Source organism: Syntrophotalea acetylenica (assembly GCF_001888165.1).
GTDB lineage: Bacteria > Desulfobacterota > Desulfuromonadia > Desulfuromonadales > Syntrophotaleaceae > Syntrophotalea > Syntrophotalea acetylenica.
On record NZ_CP015455.1, the window covers coordinates 562176 to 581386 of the forward strand.

25 protein-coding genes and 1 riboswitch are annotated in these 19211 nt (G+C 59.0%); of the genes, 11 read left to right on the forward strand and 14 right to left on the reverse strand.

Translation table 11 applies throughout. The annotated features are described in order from the left end of the window. Positions 1–5: 5 nt before the first annotated feature. Positions 6–176 carry a DUF362 domain-containing protein gene (locus tag A6070_RS02580; protein ID WP_072286917.1) on the reverse strand — a complete coding sequence of 57 codons (171 nt, stop codon included), beginning with the start codon at positions 174–176 and terminating at the stop codon, positions 6–8. Positions 177–416: 240 nt separating this feature from the next. Here A6070_RS02580 and A6070_RS02585 point away from each other — a divergent pair, with 240 nt between their 5' ends. Beyond that, a complete protein-coding gene (locus A6070_RS02585) occupies positions 417–1682 on the forward strand; it encodes an acetate kinase (protein ID WP_072286918.1) in 1266 nt (421 codons plus the stop codon). Between the two features lie 81 nt (positions 1683–1763). On the opposite strand, the gene pta is transcribed toward A6070_RS02585, so the two are convergent. Continuing rightward, entirely contained in the window at positions 1764–2765 is a 1002-nt protein-coding gene (gene pta / locus A6070_RS02590; RefSeq protein ID WP_072286919.1) for a phosphate acetyltransferase, read from the reverse strand. 204 nt (positions 2766–2969) lie between these two features. On the opposite strand from pta, the gene A6070_RS02595 reads away from it, so the two are divergent. Next, on the forward strand, positions 2970–3788 hold the full coding sequence (locus tag A6070_RS02595) for an energy transducer TonB (RefSeq protein ID WP_072286920.1): 819 nt from the start codon (positions 2970–2972) through the stop codon (positions 3786–3788). 52 nt (positions 3789–3840) lie between these two features. On the opposite strand, the gene gcvH is transcribed toward A6070_RS02595, so the two are convergent. From gcvH to A6070_RS16425, 7 genes are all read right to left on the reverse strand, one after another. Further along, on the reverse strand, positions 3841–4227 hold the full coding sequence (gene gcvH, locus A6070_RS02600) for a glycine cleavage system protein GcvH (protein WP_072286921.1): 387 nt from the start codon (positions 4225–4227) through the stop codon (positions 3841–3843). 418 nt (positions 4228–4645) lie between these two features. After that, the gene (locus A6070_RS02605; RefSeq protein ID WP_072286922.1) at positions 4646–4903 is read right to left on the reverse strand and encodes an FmdB family zinc ribbon protein; all 258 of its coding nucleotides are present in this window, start codon (positions 4901–4903) and stop codon (positions 4646–4648) included. Positions 4904–5021: 118 nt separating this feature from the next. Further along, on the reverse strand, positions 5022–5813 hold the full coding sequence (locus A6070_RS02610) for a nucleoside phosphorylase (RefSeq protein WP_072286923.1): 792 nt from the start codon (positions 5811–5813) through the stop codon (positions 5022–5024). Positions 5814–5821: 8 nt separating this feature from the next. Next, positions 5822–6259: a cytidine deaminase gene (gene cdd / locus A6070_RS02615; RefSeq protein WP_072286924.1), complete on the reverse strand. Its 438-nt coding sequence runs from the start codon at positions 6257–6259 to the stop codon at positions 5822–5824. A gap of 154 nt (positions 6260–6413) precedes the next feature. Then, positions 6414–6917, reverse strand: coding sequence for a peptide deformylase (gene def / locus A6070_RS02620; RefSeq protein WP_072286925.1), 504 nt, complete (start codon positions 6915–6917; stop codon positions 6414–6416). A gap of 4 nt (positions 6918–6921) precedes the next feature. After that, positions 6922–7179 carry an ACT domain-containing protein gene (locus tag A6070_RS16420; protein ID WP_330220596.1) on the reverse strand — a complete coding sequence of 86 codons (258 nt, stop codon included), beginning with the start codon at positions 7177–7179 and terminating at the stop codon, positions 6922–6924. Positions 7180–7295: 116 nt separating this feature from the next. Further along, a complete protein-coding gene (locus A6070_RS16425; RefSeq protein ID WP_330220597.1) occupies positions 7296–7460 on the reverse strand; it encodes an ACT domain-containing protein in 165 nt (54 codons plus the stop codon). Positions 7461–7523: 63 nt separating this feature from the next. Here A6070_RS16425 and A6070_RS02630 point away from each other — a divergent pair, with 63 nt between their 5' ends. Further along, positions 7524–7847, forward strand: a complete 324-nt coding sequence (locus A6070_RS02630) for a peptide chain release factor family protein (RefSeq protein ID WP_072286927.1) — start codon at positions 7524–7526, stop codon at positions 7845–7847. Between the two features lie 21 nt (positions 7848–7868). Here A6070_RS02630 and A6070_RS02635 read toward each other — a convergent pair whose 3' ends face one another. After that, on the reverse strand, positions 7869–8699 hold the full coding sequence (locus A6070_RS02635; protein WP_072286928.1) for a potassium channel family protein: 831 nt from the start codon (positions 8697–8699) through the stop codon (positions 7869–7871). 280 nt (positions 8700–8979) lie between these two features. Here A6070_RS02635 and A6070_RS02640 point away from each other — a divergent pair, with 280 nt between their 5' ends. The 6 genes from A6070_RS02640 (at position 8980) to A6070_RS02665 (ending at position 12876) form a co-directional block, all read left to right on the forward strand. Next, positions 8980–9195: a SlyX family protein gene (locus tag A6070_RS02640; protein WP_158514010.1), complete on the forward strand. Its 216-nt coding sequence runs from the start codon at positions 8980–8982 to the stop codon at positions 9193–9195. Beyond that, positions 9188–9694, forward strand: coding sequence for a rhodanese-like domain-containing protein (locus A6070_RS02645; RefSeq protein WP_072286930.1), 507 nt, complete (start codon positions 9188–9190; stop codon positions 9692–9694). The genes A6070_RS02640 and A6070_RS02645 overlap by 8 nt, the downstream gene beginning before the upstream one ends. Further along, positions 9691–10113: a MauE/DoxX family redox-associated membrane protein gene (locus tag A6070_RS02650; RefSeq protein ID WP_072286931.1), complete on the forward strand. Its 423-nt coding sequence runs from the start codon at positions 9691–9693 to the stop codon at positions 10111–10113. The genes A6070_RS02645 and A6070_RS02650 overlap by 4 nt, the downstream gene beginning before the upstream one ends. Positions 10114–10116: 3 nt before the next feature. Beyond that, the gene (locus A6070_RS15915) at positions 10117–10737 is read left to right on the forward strand and encodes a hypothetical protein (RefSeq protein ID WP_072501941.1); all 621 of its coding nucleotides are present in this window, start codon (positions 10117–10119) and stop codon (positions 10735–10737) included. A 62-nt stretch (positions 10738–10799) separates the two neighbouring features. Continuing rightward, a complete protein-coding gene (locus A6070_RS15920) occupies positions 10800–11696 on the forward strand; it encodes a B12-binding domain-containing radical SAM protein (protein ID WP_236718904.1) in 897 nt (298 codons plus the stop codon). Positions 11697–11832: 136 nt separating this feature from the next. Beyond that, on the forward strand, positions 11833–12876 hold the full coding sequence (locus A6070_RS02665; protein WP_072286933.1) for a KamA family radical SAM protein: 1044 nt from the start codon (positions 11833–11835) through the stop codon (positions 12874–12876). Positions 12877–12882: 6 nt separating this feature from the next. On the opposite strand, the gene ilvY is transcribed toward A6070_RS02665, so the two are convergent. Then, the gene (ilvY, locus tag A6070_RS02670) at positions 12883–13782 is read right to left on the reverse strand and encodes an HTH-type transcriptional activator IlvY (RefSeq protein ID WP_072286934.1); all 900 of its coding nucleotides are present in this window, start codon (positions 13780–13782) and stop codon (positions 12883–12885) included. 136 nt (positions 13783–13918) lie between these two features. Here ilvY and ilvC point away from each other — a divergent pair, with 136 nt between their 5' ends. After that, complete coding sequence (gene ilvC, locus A6070_RS02675) at positions 13919–15391, forward strand: ketol-acid reductoisomerase (protein ID WP_072286935.1); 1473 nt, start codon at positions 13919–13921, stop codon at positions 15389–15391. 87 nt (positions 15392–15478) lie between these two features. Here ilvC and A6070_RS02680 read toward each other — a convergent pair whose 3' ends face one another. The 3 genes from A6070_RS02680 to A6070_RS02690 form a co-directional block, all read right to left on the reverse strand. Further along, positions 15479–15802 (reverse strand): RNA recognition motif domain-containing protein, encoded by a 324-nt coding sequence (locus A6070_RS02680; protein ID WP_072286936.1) that lies wholly within the window; start codon positions 15800–15802, stop codon positions 15479–15481. Positions 15803–15924: 122 nt separating this feature from the next. Then, positions 15925–16275: a hypothetical protein gene (locus A6070_RS15770; RefSeq protein ID WP_072286937.1), complete on the reverse strand. Its 351-nt coding sequence runs from the start codon at positions 16273–16275 to the stop codon at positions 15925–15927. A gap of 160 nt (positions 16276–16435) precedes the next feature. Next, the gene (locus A6070_RS02690) at positions 16436–16906 is read right to left on the reverse strand and encodes an acyl-CoA thioesterase (protein WP_072286938.1); all 471 of its coding nucleotides are present in this window, start codon (positions 16904–16906) and stop codon (positions 16436–16438) included. Between the two features lie 231 nt (positions 16907–17137). Further along, a riboswitch (molybdenum cofactor riboswitch) is annotated at positions 17138–17256 on the forward strand. Between the two features lie 31 nt (positions 17257–17287). Between A6070_RS02690 and A6070_RS02695 the strand changes: the two genes are divergently transcribed. Then, complete coding sequence (locus A6070_RS02695) at positions 17288–19174, forward strand: aldehyde ferredoxin oxidoreductase family protein (RefSeq protein WP_072286939.1); 1887 nt, start codon at positions 17288–17290, stop codon at positions 19172–19174. The last annotated feature ends 37 nt before the right edge of the window (positions 19175–19211 follow it).

A 19211-nucleotide genomic window follows, 5' to 3' on the forward strand; every position in this document is an offset into this window, starting at 1 on the left:
ACTGCTTAGTCGGCCTTGATGGCGTCAACGGGGCATGCGTCGACACAGGCGCCACAGTCGGTGCAGGCGTCAGCGTCGATAACGCGTTTGTCGCCTTTTTCTTCGATAGCGCCGATGGGGCAGCTGTCGTCACAAGCACCGCAGTTAATGCAATCGTCAGTGATGGTATGAGCCAAGGTATTCACCTCCTTTGCTTTAGAATCACTTGCTGCTTTTATTCTCGATACTTCGGGCGGATTCTACAACACCTTTTTACTGGTTGTCCACCCTAAATGATGCAAAAGACGTCGCCGACAAAGACCTTGCATTTGCAATTGCCATCTTATAGTATTTATCCGTTTGTCCAGTCCATCCGATGGGCGGAAAGGTGCCGGCTTTTCCGCCCGTAACACTTTAATAGGAGGTAAGCAGGTTCTATGGATATCCTCGCACTCAATTGCGGCAGTTCATCGGTAAAATACCAGCTCTACAACTGGAACAAGAAGGAGATTATCGCCAAGGGCGTCGTCGAACGGGTCGGTATCGGCGATTCCTTTATCTCGCACGAGGTTCCCGGTCGGGAGGATTACAAGAGCGAACACGATTGCCCCAACCACACCGTCGCTATCGAGCTGATCATCAAGACCCTGACCGGTGATAAGACTGGCGTGGTTAAATCGATGAGCGAAATATCCGCCGTGGGTCATCGCGTCGTGCATGGCGGCGAAAAATTCGCCAGTTCGGTACTTATCGACGAAGAGGTTCTCCAGGGGATCAAGGATGTTCAGCACCTTGCTCCGCTGCACAATCCGCCCAACATCATGGGCATTGTGGCCGCCCAAAAAGTTTTGCCCGAGGTTCCGCACGTGGCGATTTTCGATACGGCCTTTCACCAGACCATGCCACAGGAAGCCTATATCTACCCGCTGCCCTATGAGTGGTATGAAAAACACAGCGTGCGCCGCTACGGTTTCCACGGCACGTCCCATCTGTATGTATCCAAACGGGCTGCCGTGCTGCTCGGGAAAGATGCCAAGGACTGCAACATCATTACCCTGCACATCGGCAACGGCGCTTCCCACGCTGCGATTCGCGGTGGCGTCTGCGTCGATACCAGCATGGGCCTTACACCTCTCGAAGGCGCTGTCATGGGTACCCGTTGCGGCGATATCGATCCCGCCATCCCTACCTTCATCATGGAGCGCGAGGGCTACACCGCCAAGGAGATGGACAGCATTCTGAACAAAAAGTCCGGCTTGCTCGGCATTACCGGCAAGTATACCGATCGCCGCGATATCGGCGAAGGGATCAAGGCTGGAGACAAGCGCTGCAAACTGGCGCACGATATCGAAGCTTATCGCATTAAAAAATATGTCGGTTCCTACATGGCAGTGCTCGGCAAGGTCGATGCCATTGTCTTTACTGCCGGTGTCGGCGAGATGGGAGCCGAAATCCGCCAGCAGGCGCTGGAAGGCCTCGAGGCGCTGGGGGTCAAGATCGACAAGGAAAAGAACCTCAAGACCCGCACCAAAAAAGCCGAAGTGGAAATCTCCACTTCCGACTCGCCGGTCAAGGTGTTCGTCATACCTACCGATGAAGAACTTGTTTTTACCGAAGACGTGGTCGGTATTCTGGAAAACACCTACAGCGATCACATGAGCTTCGATTACACCTTCAAATCCAGGGATTACGTGCGCAAGTAATCTGTGCTTGAAGGATGCGGACAAAAAAAGGCCGGCGGATTGATTCGCCGGCCTTTTTTTATGCGCGATGTTCGTCGATGCTCAGCCCTGGGCCTGCACGGCGGTGATGGCGGTGACGCTGATGATGTCATCCACCGAGCAGCCGCGTGACAGGTCGTTGACCGGCTTGGCCAGTCCCTGGATAATGGGACCCACGGCTTCGGCGCCGGCCAGGCGCTGAACCAGCTTGTAGCCGATGTTGCCGGCGTCGAGGTCGGGGAAGACAAGGGTGTTAGCCTTGCCGGCGACGGTGGAGCCGGGGGCTTTGCTGGCTCCGACTTTGGGCACCAGGGCGGCGTCGGCCTGCAGTTCCCCATCAATCTGCAGTTCCGGCGCCATTTCCCTGGCAATGGCCAGCGCTTCGATGACTTTGTCCGGGTCTTCATGTTTGGCGCTGCCTTTGGTGGAGAAGGACAGCATGGCCACCCGGGCATCGACGCCAAGAAAGCTTTTGCAGCTGCGTGCCGTGGCGACGGCGATTTCGGCCAGTGCGCGTGCGTCGGGGTTGGGATTGACGGCACAGTCAGCAAAGATCAGGGAACCGTTTTCGCCAAACTCGGGGGTTTTGGTGACCATGATGAAACAGGAAGAAACGGTTTTCATGCCAGGTGCGGGACCGATGACCTGAAATGCGGCGCGCAAAACGTTGCCGGTGGTATTGAAGGCGCCGGCAACGCAGCCGCCGGCATCGCCTTTGCGTACCATCATGGCGCCAAAGAAAAGATTGTCATCGGCGGTCATAAGTTTAAGAGCCTCTTCTCGGGTCAGGCCTTTTTTCTTGCGCAATTCTACCAGTTCATCGACATAGGCGTCGAGCTGGGGGGCATTTTTCGGGTCGAGCAGGGTAACGCCTTCCAGGGAAGCGCCGAGTTCGGCCGCTTTGGCCTGCAGCCCGCCGGGGTCGCCAAGCAGAACGACATCAGCCAGGTTGTCTTTTACGATCGGGCCGGCCGCCTGAATCATGCGGTCGTCGTAACCTTCGGGCAGAACCACCACCTGGCGGTTCTGGCGGGCCGTAGCTTTGATCTGATCAACTAAGTGCATAGGGTTCCTCCTTCGAATGTAGAAGTTACGAGCGCCTCATTTATACTTGATGCCCCCTGGGGGGTCAACCTCTTTTAAGGACTGCGCAGGGCCCTTGCGCGGTGTCTCGTGCCGGGATTCTCGGCTGGTCAAAGGGTGGGCGATTCATGTATAATGCCCGGCAAAACACAACTTTCCCACCGGCGCGTGGGGAAAATAAAGGCGATGATGCGTTCCTCTTCCCGTCACGATCTCCTTCTGGCCGTTTTCATTATCCTGTCTCTGCTGCTGCATCTGCTGCTGCTGTATGTCGTGCCGGCCGACAGGCTGGTGAGGGTGTCAGCCCCCCGGAAACCCGTTGTGGTCGAGGTGCGCCCGCCGCAACCAAGCCTGCGTGAACTCGATGTCCCGCCGGCGGCGCCTGCCGAACCCCGCCAAAAACCGGCGCAAAGACAGGCGCCGGTGGATCGGGTGGCGCCAAGGGAGACGGCCCCGCGGGGAGATGCCCCGGAAGATCGCCGGCCTGTGCCTCCCGCCGATTCCCGGCCCGCCGCCACGCCGGCGCAGCGTCCGGTCGGTGACGCGGGGCCGGCCCCGAGTCCCGAGGCTCTGGATCTGGGCCTTTCCAAAACCACGCAGGAACGCTTGCAGAAAGGGTGGGCCAACAAATATCGCAAGGATGTACAGGAAGGCGAGGCTGTCTGGCTCGATACGGAAAAGGATCTGCTGGCGTCCTTCTTCAAACGGTTCCGCGACAACATTTACCAGGTCTGGAACTACCCGCGCCAGGCGGCCGAACGCGGGGAGTCGGGGGTTTGCCTGCTACGCATCGTCATCAACAGGGATGGCAGCGTCGAAACGGCGGATGTGCTGGAAAGTTCCGGATATCCGACCCTCGATCGTGAAGCGGTGGCCGCCGTATATCGCGGTGCGTCCTATGGCAATCTGCCTTCATCCTTCCCCAAGGACCAACTCACCATTATGGCCTATTTTCAGTACCGCCTCTCCCGGGGCGAAATGGGCCGCGACATTTTCGGGCGCTGATGCAGGAATCCGGGCGCATGTCCCCGCCGGTGGAGAACAGCGGAAAACCGGCTCAGTTCTCCCCCTGGACAAACTCGGTATAATTGTCGGCGTCCATCAGGTCTTCCAGTTCATCTGCCTCCACCAGCTTCAGGCGCACGATCCAGCCATCCTCATAAGGAGAAGAACTGAGCCAGTCAGGGGAATCGGTGAGGTCCTGGTTGGCCTCCAGCACTTCGCCGGACAGTGGCGAATAGATTTCCAGCGTGCCCTGCCGCAGTTCGATGGTGGCGAGGGTGTCACCCATCTCAAGTTCGGTGCCCACCTCGGGCAATTCGATGGAGAGGGCTTCAGCCAGCTCGTCCTGCAGATATTCGGTGACGCCGATGGTTGCCTGTCCGCCGTCTTCCTCAATCCAGACGTGGTCTTCGTTGTAATACAATTCCTCGGGAAAAAGCATGGGATCTCCCTTCATAACCCTGATCCGGAACAGAGGCATTCCGCTTATGGTGATTTTTATCTGTGGTATTGTCGATTCAAAGATACACAAGCCTGTGCCGGCCTTCAACCGGGATTCTGGCTGATTTCGTGCGAAAATATACGGAAAAGGGCAGGCGATGTAAAGGCAAGAACCGCGGCGGGCAATCGTTTTTCGGACCTGCTTCGGCAGCTGTTTGATCGGGAGGGTGGATTGGCGTGTCCGTTGACCGCTTGCGGGAGGGCAAAGGACCACGGTTTGCCACTGCTATGGATGGCCCGTATCACAAGCAAGCCCGCGGATTGGCGCCGCCACGGCGGAAAAGGGCCGTTTCCGGATGAAAACCAGGTGGCCGGCCGATAAAAAATGGCCCCCGTAAGGATCGGGGGCCGCGGGATTATCAGGCATTGCTGGCGGCTTTGGGGCAGCCGGCGCAGCTTGCTTCCGTACCCCCTGCACTGCAGGCGGCGGGCTTGCCGGAGGATGAGTAGCCCTGGTTGTACCAGCCGCCGCCCTTGAGGGCGAAGGCCGATTGGGAGATGAGCTTGTGCACGGGCCCCTTGCACTCGGGGCATTGACTGAGCGGTGCATCGGAAAATTTCTGGCGCGCCTCGAAGACCAGACCGCAGGCGTCGCAGCGATATTCGTACATGGGCATAGCGAAAAGACCTCCATAGATCAGAATTCGCGCTCAATTTAGTCACTCGCGTCCCCGTTTGTCAAGGGGCGGATCGTATTTCGCCGGAGCGGCTTTGCCCACGGCCTGTGGTTTCGGCTCAGGAGCAGACCGGGGTGCGCAGGGCTTCCAGTGCCACGCGTATGGCATTTTTCTGCGCCATGTCCTTCCGACCAGGGACGATGGATTCGCCGGCGACGCGATCGGCGAGCACGCCGCAGACACAACCGGCCGAAAAACCGTAAACCCCGGCCATTTTGAACAGGGTGCCGGCCTCCATTTCGTAATTGAGGATGTTAAGTCGGCGGTATTCTTCGGTGATGCCCTGCAGACGTCGCAGCAGGTGTGGGTTGGCCGAGGTGTTGCAGCGTTCCTGCCCTTCGTAAAAGGTGTCCACGGAGGCGGTCAGGCCCAGATGATGGTCAAGTCCGAGCCTGCGCGCCGCCGTGACCAGTTCCACGGTAAGGAAAGGATCCGCGGTCGCCGGGTATTCCGGCGGCGCGATGTCGTCGGCGGCGCCCTGCCGGCAAAGCGCGGCCTGAGAAATAACGATGCTGCCCGTCTTGACATGGTCCTGGATGGATCCGCAGGTGCCGACCCGAATTATGCGTCGCACGCCGAGAGCGAACAGTTCGTTGACGACGATGCTCAGGGACGGCGCGCCCATGCCGCTGGTGGCGACCAGCAGGGGCAGGCGCTTGTCGAGGGTGGCCAGATAGCTGTGCAGGCCGCGATTTTCCGACAACGGCTTGATGCAGAAAACGCCGTCGGTTGCCAGGGCGATCTGTCTGGCACGCTCCGGGGCGCCGCATAGCAGGGCGGTGGTCGGTGGCGCGGTGCCGAGATCCGCGAGGCCAAAACCGAGATGGTAGCAGGTCAAAGAAGCAGGCATGACGTGTTTTATCTCCCTTGAGAAGATGGCTGTGGCCAGGGTCCCTTCGATGACACGAAAGCGTGCGGCAAGAAGTCGGGCAGGGACCCGACAAGCCTTGTTCCGCCATCGCACAGGGCGGTGATGCGCAGTTGCGGCGCGAACTCCGCAAGCATCTGCAGGCAGGCGCCGCAAGGCGGAACCGGCGTCATCGTGGGGGTAAACAGCAGCAGTTCGGTGAAATGGCGGTGCCCGTCCGCCACCGCTCGCGCCAGGGCGACCCGCTCGGCGCAAAGAGTCAGCCCGTAGGAGGCGTTTTCGATGTTACAACCGGTGACAATAAGGCCTTGCCCGGTGAGCAGTGCGGCCCCTACGGCGAAACCGCTATAGGGGCAGTAGCTATTCTGCACGGCCAGGCGCGCGGCCTGCTCGAGTTCGTAACAGGAAGGCAAACGGTCCGATGGCATGATGTGATATCTCCCGAGAGCCACAGCAATTGTGAATAACTTGTGGAATAAAGGTGCCGTTTGTGGATAACCTCCGAGATCCAATACGGGTTTATCGGGTTCGGCGGTACGGTAACGGGCGACGGAGGCTGGCGCAGGCTTCCAGCCGGCCCAGTCAGCGTTTCTTGCGGCGGAACAGGTCGGTTTTCAGGCTTGTGACGCGGTCGAGAAACAACAGGCCGTCGAGGTGGTCGATTTCATGCTGCAACGCCGTGGCTTCAAAGCCGTTGGCCCGGATGGCGCGTCCGTGCCCATCGCGATCACGATACTGCACCACCACGCTTTCGGCACGTTCAACGTTGCCGGTATAATCGGGCACGCTCATGCAACCCTCCCTGGAAGAGCGGAGGCCTTCTGTTTCGAGAATTTCGGGGTTGATCATTGTCAGCAGGCCGTGGCTGTCGTTTTTTCCGAGCTTGCTGCGGGATACGTCGACAACCAGCACGCGTCGCGTGACGCCGATCTGTGGCGCGGCCACGCCGACCGAGTGGCCGGCGGCCATCATGGTATCGATGAGATCCTGGATCAGGATATCGACCGACGTATCCCTGTGCTCCACGGGGGTGCAGATGGTTTTGAGCAAAGGGTGGGGATAGACAAGAATATCCTTGACCGCCATGGCCTCACAGCTCCACGGGGGTTATGGATCTCAAGGAAATATCGACCAGCAGCTCTTTCTTCAGTTTGTCGAGCAGCACCGCAAGATCTTCGAAGGAAAACCCGGGTGGCAGCACCGCCTCGATCATCATGACATACACCGGATTATCCGCCGTACCGATCAGTTTGGTGTTAAGATCGGTGATGTTGATCCGTCGATCCCCCAGGGCCTTCGCTACGGGAAAGACAATGCCCGGTTTGTCCGATCCGTAAACGGAAATCATGCAAAGCTCCCCTTCGATTCGGGGCGCGGTTTCGCCACCGGGTTGCAGCTTGCGAACAAATACCGACAACCCCTCTTTTTCAAGACCATCAAAGGCCGCTTCGAAGGCCGGAGGCCCTATCCCTTCAGGGGGGACAGAATCAGGATCATGGCGAACTGCCCCCCGAGAATGGTACAGCTCGAATCGGCGATATTGCATCCGAGCCGGAAAAGAATTTCCGTAACACTGGCCACGATGCCGGGGTGATCCCGGCCTATAATTGTCAGAGCAAAATGATTCATTGCGAACGTCCTCCTGTTCGAAAGCGCACGTTGATACATGGGAGAGACATTCCCGGAGGCAACATGTCCCTGCACAAGCATGACCTGGAAATCACGTATTACAAGGCCGGCGGTCCGGGCGGGCAGCACAGGAACAAGACCGAGACGGCGGTGCGCATCCATCACCGGCCCAGCGGCATAACCGTTACCGCCTCCGAACAGCGTTCCCGACAGGCCAATCTGGAAAAGGCCCTGCAACGGATGGCAGCAAGACTGGCGGCTCTGCAGCGAAAAGCGCCTCGCCGTATCGCCACCAGGCCCGGCAAGGCGGCAAAAGAGAGGCGTTTGCAAGCCAAGCGGCAACATTCCGAACGCAAGCGGCAGCGCCGGTCATTGCCCGATGCGTAATCTCTCAGTCGATTGGCAGCTTCACACGCTGCGCACCACCGCATTTGCCTCGGGCACAAAAGGATTGGCGCGCACTGCCAGCGAATACAGAAACGGGTAATGGATCAGCAGTCGCTGCGCGTAATCGAGCCATTGCGCGGCAGCCAGCCGGTAGTAACGGCAAACGTCGCCTGCCAGGTGCTGCAGGTCGCTGTCCGGCAGATCCTCAAAGTGCTGGCGATGCTGCAGTTCCTCTTTGAGGTGCAGGGTGGCGATGAGCAGATCGGTGAACCTTTCATGTTCCAGCAGGTAGGGGCTTTCCAGCAGCCGCACCAGCAGCGGGCCCTGCGCCTGGAGCAGGGTCCGCAGGGAAGGCAGATCGAGGCGCTCGTGCAAGATTTCGAAGACGTGGTCCGAAAGTCCCCGATGCGCCTGCTCGAAATCCCGTGCTGCCCAGGAGCCACTGATCGCCAGGCTCTGGGCCAGCCCTGCGCCATGTTTGTCGGCTTTGGCGCAATGGCGCAACAACTCGCATCCCACTTCGCTGAAAAACAGGCCCATCACCATCTGCAGTTTGCGTTGCCGCAGTTGATGGTCGCGGCGACTGAGAAAAACCTCGGTGGCGGCGGCCAGGGTGCTGAGGAACGTCCCTACCCCGGTGATGATCAGCAGCACGGCAAGGGTTTTGCCAAGGGGCGTTACGGGAGAAATATCACCGTAGCCGACCGTGGCGATGGTCACGATGGTGAAATAGATCGCATCGACGGCCGACAGGTGCTCGGCAAGCATGAAGCCGATGGTACCTGAAACCAGGACAAAAACGAAAATAGCCAGGTAAATGCGCAGGCGCATGCGCTCCTTGGCTGCGTGCATGATGGCGGTTCCTCTCCGGATTTTGTGATCTTATCCCAGACTCTGCGGCAAGGGAGCTTGGTGGCGCCGCGCTGCTATAAAAAGCGCGTGGAACCTCAACGGTTAATCCAACCATCCCACACGCCGCCGATGTTGTCGACGTCGTGAAGGCAACATCAGGATAGCGGTCCGCGGCGCCAAAGTCCATATCAGAATAAATGGCGCATGCCGGCGGTTGCGTCGCCACCTCCCGTCATAAGGCGTATTGCTTCATGGCGGGGGTTTTGCTAGCATGATCCGCATGAATGAAACCTTTTTGAACCGCCTGGCGGAATTGGAAGAGCGCATGATCGGGTTGGAAATTCGTTTTACCCATCAGGCGCGTCAGATCGACGAGCTGAACGAGGTGTTGACCGAAAGCGCCGCTACCATCGCTGTGCTGCGCAAGCAGAACGACATGTTCCGGCAGATGCTCAGAGCCCTTTCGCCCGAACTTCCCGAGTCTCCCGATGAATAATCCCTCGCGTGAAAATCTGGCGCAATGGTTGCGTGATGCCGCGCTGATCGTGGCTACCGGTGTCCTGGTCGGCATGGCGGTCAACGGCCGGTTGCTCTGGCATGTATGGTTCGGGCAACCACCTGCCGCCGTTTCCGCGCGTTCCCTGCCGGATCAGGAGCTGCTGCCGATGCCGATAGCCCTCGGGGAATTGCGGGAATTGGATGTCGATACGGTGCTGCTGATTGATGCGCGCAACGTCGATCTTTATCTGCAGGGGCGTCTTCCGGGGGCGCGCAGTTTGCCCTGGGGGGAAATCAATGCGCGGCTTGAAGCCTTCCTCGGGGAACAGCCTTTCGATCGTCCGCTGGTTGCCTATTGCAGCGGCTACAGCTGTGAGGATTCTTTTCTGCTGGCCCAGCGCCTGATGGCGGCCGGTTACCGGGACGTGCGGGTGTACGAGGGGGGGCTGCCCGAGTGGCAGGATGCCGGCCTGCCGGTGGAAAAGGGACAACCATGAATTATCGCAGGCCGATTCTGTATCATTTCTGCCGGCTGCTGCTTGGCGGCTTGTTTCTATACGCCGGCGTGGTCAAGGCCCTCGATCCGGCTGGATTTGCCGGCGAAATCGCCAACTATAAAATCCTGCCGTATCGGCTGAATTTTCTGGTAGCGTCCACCTTGCCATACGTGGAAATGCTGGCCGGCCTGTTGCTGGTGGTGCAGCACAAACTCCGGCCCGCGACCCTGGTGATCGGGGGGTTGAACCTGGTTTTCATGGTGGCCCTGACATCCCTGCTGGTGCGCGGCCTCGATATCGATTGCGGCTGCTTTCGGCCCGGTGCTCAGACTTCCGTTCAGGCGGCCCTGTGGCGCGACGCCGGCCTGATGGTGCTGGCCGCCGTGACCTTTTTCGGCCGGGGATGGCGGCGCGTCTGAGCCATGTCCCTGCTGCTCATTCATCCTCCCGCAGCCAAGGCTGGCGAGCCGCCGCTGGGTGTGGCGGTCCTGCAGGCCTACCTGCGCGCCCGGGGCATAACGGTTGGGGTTTTTGACGCCAATCGCGATGCTTACCATTACCTGCTGCATCCGCGCACCCTGGCCACTGTCGTCAGCCGGGATCTTTCGACGCGTCTTCAACGGGCGTTGCGCCATGCCGACGGAGCATTGCAACTGCTTGGTTCTCCGGATGCCGTCGCCAGTCCCGCGCGTTATGCCACCGCGGTCCGCTATCTCAACGATGCCCTGAGCCTGTATGGCGGATCTGCCGGCGATGAACGTCTCACCCTGGGTGATTACCGTCACGGGCAGCTGTCCGAATTTTCCCTGCCGGATCTGGAAACACTGGCGAGCGGACAGGCCCGCACCTTGTTTCACGATTATTTCCGCGACAGCCTGCTGGTGGCTCTGGCGCGGCATAAGCCGTCTTTGCTGGCGCTGTCCATCAACTATCGTCACCAGGTGTTGCCGGCTTTCGAGCTGGCCGGCCTGTTGCGAAAGCGTTTTCCAGGCGTGCCGCTGGTGGCCGGTGGCGGCATGATCAGTTCCTGGGGGGGGCCTTAAGAGACAATGACCTGCAACTCCCGGGGTTCGATCACCTGGTGACCGGCCCCGGCGAACAGCCCTTGTGCGATCTGTTTGAGAATCCGGCGGGCCAGCCCTATGTCGTTTCGAATCCGGCGCAACTGGCGCTTGCTCCCGATTTCGACGGACTCGATCCCGCGGGATATATGTCCCCGCATCCGGTGCTGCCAATCAGTGCGTCGCGCGGCTGCTACTGGGCGCACTGCCTGTTTTGTCCCGAAGCCGCCAGCCCGACTCATCCTTTCCGGTCCTTTTCGGGACAGGCCCTGCCTCAACTGCTGCTCGAACTTGCCGAACGATGGAAGGTGCGGCATTTTCATCTGACGGACGATGCCATCCCTCCGGCAGCACTGCAGGCGATGGCCGTTCAGGCGGAGCAATTGCAGGATCTGTCATGGCACGGTTTTGTGCGCTTTGAGCCGGCGCTGCTGCAGGGCGACCTCATCGACCGACTCGCCCTGGGCGGTTGCCGCTTGCTGCAGCTGGGTCTGGAAAGCGGCAGCCAGGCGGTGCTCGACCGGCTGCGCAAGGGAACCCGCGTCGCGACGGCTTCCGCAATACTTCGAAAACTCAGGCAGGCGGGCATCGCCACCTATGTCTATGTGTTGCTGGGAACACCCGGCGAAACGCGGGAGGATGCCAGGCTTACCAGAGATTTTCTGGAAAGCCACGCCGACTGTATCGATTTTCTCAATCTGGCCATCATGAACATGCCGCGGCATTCGGCCCTCGCCGGCGCGACGGAAAACATTCCGCCGTTGGACCTTTATCTGCCCGTTGATGAAAACGCCACGGTGCGTAGGGCGGCCCGGCGGTTTTTGCAGCAGGAGCTGCTGGCATCGCCGGCCATCAAGGCCATCGTCAACCGGACGCCGCCCCTGTTTACCTCCAATCACGCGTTTTTCTTCCGCCCGCAACCGCCATTCCACAGGTTTTAGGTTGCTGTCCATCCGGAAACGGCGGATGGATACCGGGTTAAGGCGAGAAGGCGTGAGGTTTCCGGCTCGGGGTTTGGCGCATGGACATGCTGTGCGCCCTGTGGTAAATCTGCGCCGGTGGAGGCGTTTGGCATATATGGACATCTGGCAAAAACAATTGATCGAAAGCTTGACCGTGCCCGCTGTTTTAAGGGATCGCTTTGGTGTGGAGCACGGCGCGCTTGATGAAGTGGCGCAGCGCTATCCCATGCGCATCACTCCTTATTATCTGGGGCTGATCGCCCATCCGGGAGACGCCATCTGGTTGCAGTGTATTCCCGACCGGCGGGAGCTGCTGCCCTGCCTGGACGATCCCGATCCACTGCACGAGGAGCGGCTGTCTCCGGTGCCGCTGGTGGTGCACCGCTACCCGGACCGGGTATTGCTGCTGGCCTGCGGCCAGTGCGCCGTATACTGCCGCTTCTGTACCCGCAAGCGCAAGGTCGGTTGCGCTGCCATGACGGTAACGGACGAAGCTCTCGATGTGGCGCTTGAATACATCGCCCGTACCCCTGCCATCCGTGACGTGATTCTGTCCGGCGGCGACCCTTTGCTGCTGGAAGATGACCGGCTGGAAAGGCTGTTGCGGCGGTTGCGCGCCATCCCCCATGTGGAGATCATCCGCATCGGCAGTCGGGTACCCGTAACGTTGCCGCAGCGAATTACCGAAGGGCTGTGCAATATGCTGCGCCGCTACCATCCCTTGTATTTCAACACCCATTTCAATCATCCGCGCGAATTGACGGCATTGTCGGCGGAAGCCTGCCGGCGGCTGGCCGATGCCGGCGTGCCCCTGGGCAACCAGACGGTCTTGCTGCGGGGGGTCAACGATCGTCCGGAGATCATGCGCGATCTGGTCGCGGGACTGCTTAAAATAAGGGTGCGCCCCTACTATCTGCATCATATGGACCTTGCGGCGGGCACCGGGCACTTTCGTACCCGTATCGAGACTGGCCTGAATATCGTGGCGGCATTGCGCGGGCCGGTGTCGGGACTCGCTGTGCCCCATTATGTCATTGATGCGCCGGGCGGCAAGGGCAAGATTCCCCTGCTGCCGGAGTATCTGGTGCGGCTGGGCGATAGTGCCGTACTGCGAACCCCCTCCGGAGAAATCATCAGGTTTCCCAATCGCGAGGGGTGAAAGCGCTTAGAAATCGACCTTGACCCCCGAGCGTTTTTCCGCCAGTTGCCAGAAGGCTCTTACCACCGGGCGTTGCAGGTTGCGGCGGGTGGAGCACAATCCCACCACATAGGGAGACAGCTGTGGTGCCGTTTCGAGGATGCGCACTTCGTCGCGGAACGGGCTGCGCGCCAGCACCAGCTCCGGCACGATGCCGATGCCGCAGCCAAGACGCACCATGGCGATGAGGGCCTCGTTGCCGGACACTTCCGACGTGATGTTGGGCAGGATGCGCCGCGTCCTGAGCCATTGGTCGAGGCGCCGTCGCGACAAGCCTTTCTGGGGCACCACCAGTGGCGTGCGGCGCAGGTCGAGTTGACCGTCGCGCAGCGGCAGCGGCAGTCCTTCCTTCTGCCTGGGGGCGATAAACAGCAGTGGCGTGCTGATGATGGGCAGAAATTCGAGATGTGCCTGCTGACGATCGGGCAGGGCGGCGACGGCCAGGTCGATCTCGCCGTTTTGCACTTGCGCCACGGCCCGCTCGGCGGCGCCGGTGCTCAGTTCCAGCTGCACATCGCGGTGAGCGCTGCGGAACGCTTCGAGCAGCCGCGGCAGCAGGCTGTAGACGGCGGTGACGGAAGCGTAGATAGAGAGGGTGCCGCTGATGGCTTCCGTGCCCTTGACGGCGCCGCGAAAGGACTTCCATTCCTGTACCGACCGGCGCGCGTAATCACGGAAGCGCTCACCTGCCGGTGTGAGGGCGACACGGCGGTTGTCACGCACGAACAGGGGCTGTTCGATTTCATCTTCAAGTCGCTGGATGGTGCGTGTCAGGGCGGAGGGACTGAGGTTGCAGGCCTGGCTGGCGCGCCCAAAATGAAGCAGGTCGGCCACCGTCAGAAAAATTTCCAGTTCACGGATGTCCATTCTCTCTCCAGATTGCGTGATATGCAATACTGTATTCATAACAAATCAATTTACGCAATAGGCAAAATCAGGTATTTTTCCGTAGACTCTGGCGATTTTGACCTGCATGCAAACCACCGGATAAAGGAGAACAACGATGGGACAGAATTATTTCAACTCGCTGCCGCTGCGTCGTCAGCTGCAGGAACTCGGCACCTGCCGTTTCATGGAAGCCTCTGAATTCACTAACGGTTGCGAATACGTCAAAGGCAAAAAGATCGTCATCGTCGGTTGCGGTGCCCAGGGCCTCAACCAGGGCCTCAACATGCGCGACAGCGGTCTGGATGTCTCCTATGCCCTGCGCAAAGGCGCCATCGAGCAGAAGCGTCAGTCCTATCTGAACGCCAGCGAAAACGGTTTTGCCGTCGGCACCTACGAAGAAATGCTTCCCACCGCCGACATCGTCATGAATCTGACCCCCGACAAGCAGCACACCAGCGTGGTCAACACCGTCGTGCCGATGATGAAGCAGGGCGCGGTGTTCAGTTATGCTCACGGTTTCAATATAGTTGAGGAAGGGACCCGGATTCGCAAGGACCTGACCGTTATCATGGTCGCTCCCAAATGCCCCGGCACTGAAGTGCGCGAAGAGTACAAACGCGGTTTTGGCGTGCCGACCCTGATCGCGGTGCACGGCGAGAATGATCCCAACGGCGACGGCCTGGAGATCGCCAAGGCCCTGTGCTCCGCCCAGGGTGGCGATCGCGCCGGAGTACTGGAATCCTCTTTTGTTGCCGAGGTCAAATCCGACCTGATGGGTGAGCAGACCATCCTTTGCGGCATGCTGCAGGCCGGCAGCCTGCTGTGCTTCGACAAAATGGTCGCCGAAGGTATCGATGCACCCTACGCCGCCAAACTTATTCAGTATGGCTGGGAAACCGTCACCGAGGCACTCAAGCATGGCGGCATCACCACCATGATGGACCGGCTCTCCAATCCGGCCAAGCTGGTAGCCTTTGAGCTGGCCGCCGAACTCAAGGACATCATGCGTTCCTTGTTCGAGAAGCATATGGACGACATCCTGTCCGGTGAGTTTTCCCGCACCATGATGGAGGACTGGGCCAACGACGACGTCAAGCTGCTGACCTGGCGCGAGGAGACCGGCAAGACCGCCTTCGAGCAGACCGAAGGTGCCGGTGAAATCTCCGAGCAGGAATATTTCGACAAGGGGATCCTGATGGTGGCCATGGTCAAGGCCGGCGTCGAGCTGGCCTTTGAAACCATGGTCTCTTCCGGCATCGAGCCCGAGTCGGCTTACTACGAGTCGCTGCACGAAACGCCGCTTATCGCCAACACCATTGCCCGCAAGAAACTTTACGAGATGAACCGCGTCATTTCCGACACTGCCGAATATGGCTGCTACCTTTTCAGCCATGCCTGTGTGCCCCTGCTGCAGGATTTCATGGCCAAGGTTGGCACCGATGTTATCGGCAAGGGGCTGTCCGTTAAGGACAACAGCGTCGATAACCGCACCCTGGTGGACGTCAATGCCGAGATCCGTGCTCATCTCATCGAGGAAGTGGGCGAGGAACTGCGTGCCGCCATGCAGGGCATGAAAGCCATCGTTTAAACGGATATTCTCCTGGAATGTCGTAAAAAGGGCGGGCCGCGCATCTGCGCAGCCCGCCCTTTTTTGCAACTGGTGTCTGACAAAAATTTATTTGCGGGGCTTCCCCCGTGGTTTGAACGGAACCTTTTTTTGGGGGGCGGCTGTATCTTTTTCTGGCGCGGAATTTTGTGCCCTGGCAATACTCACCGAGATCTGGCGGTTGCCGATGCGGGCTTCGTCAAGGCATAAAACAGCCTCTTTGGCTTCGGTTTCACTGGCCATTTTGATATAGGCATAGACGCGGTCCTGGCCGCTTCGGGTATCCGTTCCCATATGGATATAGGAAACCTTGCCTGCCACCGAAAACAGTTTACGCAATTCTTCCTCGGTCATTTCGGCGGGTAGGTTTTTGACATACAGATCTTTGCTCATGATGTGCTTTCCTGAGTAAAAGTCCTAGATTGCGTGGGTGTTTGTCCCATTGACTACCGGTTTTCATGCCCCTCGCGATTGTTTGAACGCCCGGTGTTGGTTACGGCATGCCGTCCGTCGGTTCATGGCGCGGTGGATGAGGCGATGGCAGCGCGGCAGGCACGGCATCGGAAGATATTGTCCCGATAGCAGGGCATTAGCAGATTCGATTCGATGCGCCCGTTGCCCATGCAGGTTTCCGGCCCGGCAAGCCCCTGGCATGCTACATCAAACAGCAGCGGACGGATGAATTTATCGAAAGTTACCTGTTGTTTGGCTGTTAACAGGTCGATATCGCCATCGTTGTCCAGGAGAAAAGTACCTACTCCGAGGACGGTTCGGGGTAGATAGGTCGTGTCGGCCACGACGGCTTTTATGTAATCTGTGTCGATGTAAATCAGGTAATGGAGAAGGTCGAGATCGATGTCTTCCATGGTGGTGCGCTCCGGATGGTAAATTTCGATTAGGGCAGTGCTCCCGCGGCATCATGAGCCTAAACGCGCCCAAATGCCAGTTTTTTTTGATCTGCGTGGCCTGTCCCTTGCCGCGGAAGCCGATCTCCGGCGGTGCCGCGGGGCATATGCCGGTGCGTTTTTATCGCTTGTCCCGTTTTCGGTGTGCGTAGCGGGCCAGGGCCTCGGCCAGGCGGCGCTCATCTTCCTGCGTCTCTACGATCAGGTCAGGCACCTTGGTTGGACAACCATTACTGTCCAGCGCCACAAAGGTCAGGTAGGCTGACGCCGTATGCCTTACTTCGCCGGTCATGACATTTTCGGCTTCAACCCGGACGCCGACTTCCATGGATGTGTTCCCGACCCGGTTCATGCTGGCTTTGAGAACGATCAGATTGCCAACGAACACCGGGCAGTGAAAATCGAGCCTGTCAATGGATGCCGTGACGATGTTGCGGCGGGTGTGGCGCATGGCAACCACCCCGGCGGCATTGTCGATCAGCTTCATGATCGAGCCGCCATGGACGTTGCCGGCCGGGTTCGCATCGCCCGGCATGGCGACCTGGGCCAGCACGACGCGTGACTGGGAAACTTTTTTTGGTTGATGAGGCATTGTCGACCCCCTGCGTGAATAAGGATGCACGAAAGCAGTATACCTCAACCATGAAAAATCCGTGAGGCCGGAACAGGCTGAAATCCATGAGTTCCAGAATAAAAATGCGTTGTGGTTAAAAAAAATAGCCAAATAATATAAAAATTATCTTGAAATGTTTTCCGGAATGTATAAGGATCTGATTCAGGACTCCCCCGGTCACTAAACGTTCCCCCTCCCCTGAAGCTTCATACCGTTATCGGTCTCCGAGCCCGTCACCCTAAAAGGGTGTACCTCAAGGATGGCGGGCCGGCAGGGTTTCGCTGGAAACGGCGGGGCCTCCCTTGTGGAAAGGAGATGCGTCGAAATTGCGCAAACTCATCGGAGTAAGGGAGAGAAATCATGTTAGGTGGGTACTGGCAGAAAATCGCGGTAATCGATTTGACCACGGAAACAGTGGAATATCTCAGGCCCAGTGAAGAAGACCTGAAAAAATTTATTGGCGGCAGCGGACTTGGCGCCAAGCTTCTGTACGAAAACACCAGGGCGGGTATCGATCCGCTGGGACCGGAAAATGTACTGATCTGCATGACCGGGCCGTACAACGGGACCAAGGTGGCTCAGGCGGGACGCTGGGAGCTGATTACCAAGGGACCCCTGACCGGCATTTACCTCGAATCCGACTGCGGGGGGAAATGGGGCGGCGCCCTTAAAGCCTGCGGCCTTGACGGTCTTATGGTCAAGGGCAAGGCCAAACAGCCAGTGTATATCACCATCGTCGACGACGATATCCAGATCAAAAAAGCCGACCAGCTGTGGGGTAAAGGCACCTTTGAAACCGACAGGCTTCTCAAGGAAGAGCTGGGCAAAGGTTCCCAGGCCATTTCCATCGGACAGGCCGGAGAAAAATTGGTCAAGATAGCCTCCATCATGACCGATGGTCGCGAGGGCCGCACCGCGGGGCGCGGCGGCGGCGGCGCCGTCATGGGTTCCAAAAATCTCAAGGCGATCGCTTGCAAGGGCAGCAAGAATGTCCCCATTGCCAGGCCCGAGCCTTATGAAGAAATGATTCAGAAATTCCGCGAAAACTTCAAGGATGTCTACGATGGACCGCTTGGCACCTACGGTACATCCTGCGCCGTGGAAATTTTCAACGATGTCGGTGACCTGCCGATCAAGAACTGGCTGTGGGGCCATTGGGACAAGGCTGAAAAGGTTTCCGGCCAGCACCTGGCCAAGACCATTCTCAAAAAGCGTTACCATTGCGGCAACTGCTTGATTGGTTGCGGCCGTACCGTGGAAATCCCTTCTGGTGCGTTCAAGATGGAGAAGGGGGGCGGTCCCGAATACGAAACCCTTGGCATGCTCGGTTCCAACTGTCTGATTGATGATGTGGAAGCCATCTCCAAGGGTGCGGAATTCTGCAACGATTATGGCATCGATACCATCTCCGCCTCCGCTCTCATCAGTTTCCTTATGGAAGCCTGGGAGCATGGCATGATCGACGAGAGCGACACGGATGGCCTGGAGATGACCTGGGGCAACGGCTTGGCCATGGTCGAGATGATCAGGAAGATCGCCCTGCGCGAAGGCATCGGGGATCCCTGCTCCCAGGGCATCCTGGAAGCCATCAAGCGGGTTGGCCCCGCCAGTGCGGAATTCGCCGTTCACGTCAAGGGCATGGACTTCCCCGCGCATGACCCCCGCGGCCGCGGCGGTCTCGGCGTTGCCTATGCCACCTCCAACCGGGGTGCCTGCCACATGCAGGCCTATAACCAGGACTTCGAGGGAGAAGGCTGCCTGAATATCGCGGACCTCGGCTACGACGCCCCGATGCCCCCCTATACCAATGAAGGAAAGGGCAAGTTCGTTGCCGACATGCAGAATTTCATGAGCATGATGGATTCGCTGAAACTCTGCAAATTCTCCGTGTTCGGCGGTATGACTGTCGGGCCCATGACGCAGTTTCTCAACCATATCGTCGGCTGGGACCTCACCAACGAGCAATGGATCGAGTGCGGCGAGCGGATTTTCAATATGAAACGTCTGTTCAACACCCGCGAGGGGGTCAGCCGCAAGGACGACACCCTGCCGCCGCGTATCCTTGCCAGCCCCCGCCAGGGCGGCTCCGGCGATTACGTGCCCGACCTGGGCTACCAGCTGCGGGATTACTACCGCGCCCGCAACTGGGACGAGTGGGGTATCCCCACTCCGGAAACCCTCAAGCGGCTCGGCCTTGACCAGTATGATTACCGCAAGGGCAAGCGCACCACCGAAAATCAGCGCTGAATCCTGGCGGGCCCCAGGGCGACAGGGCCCCTGGTAA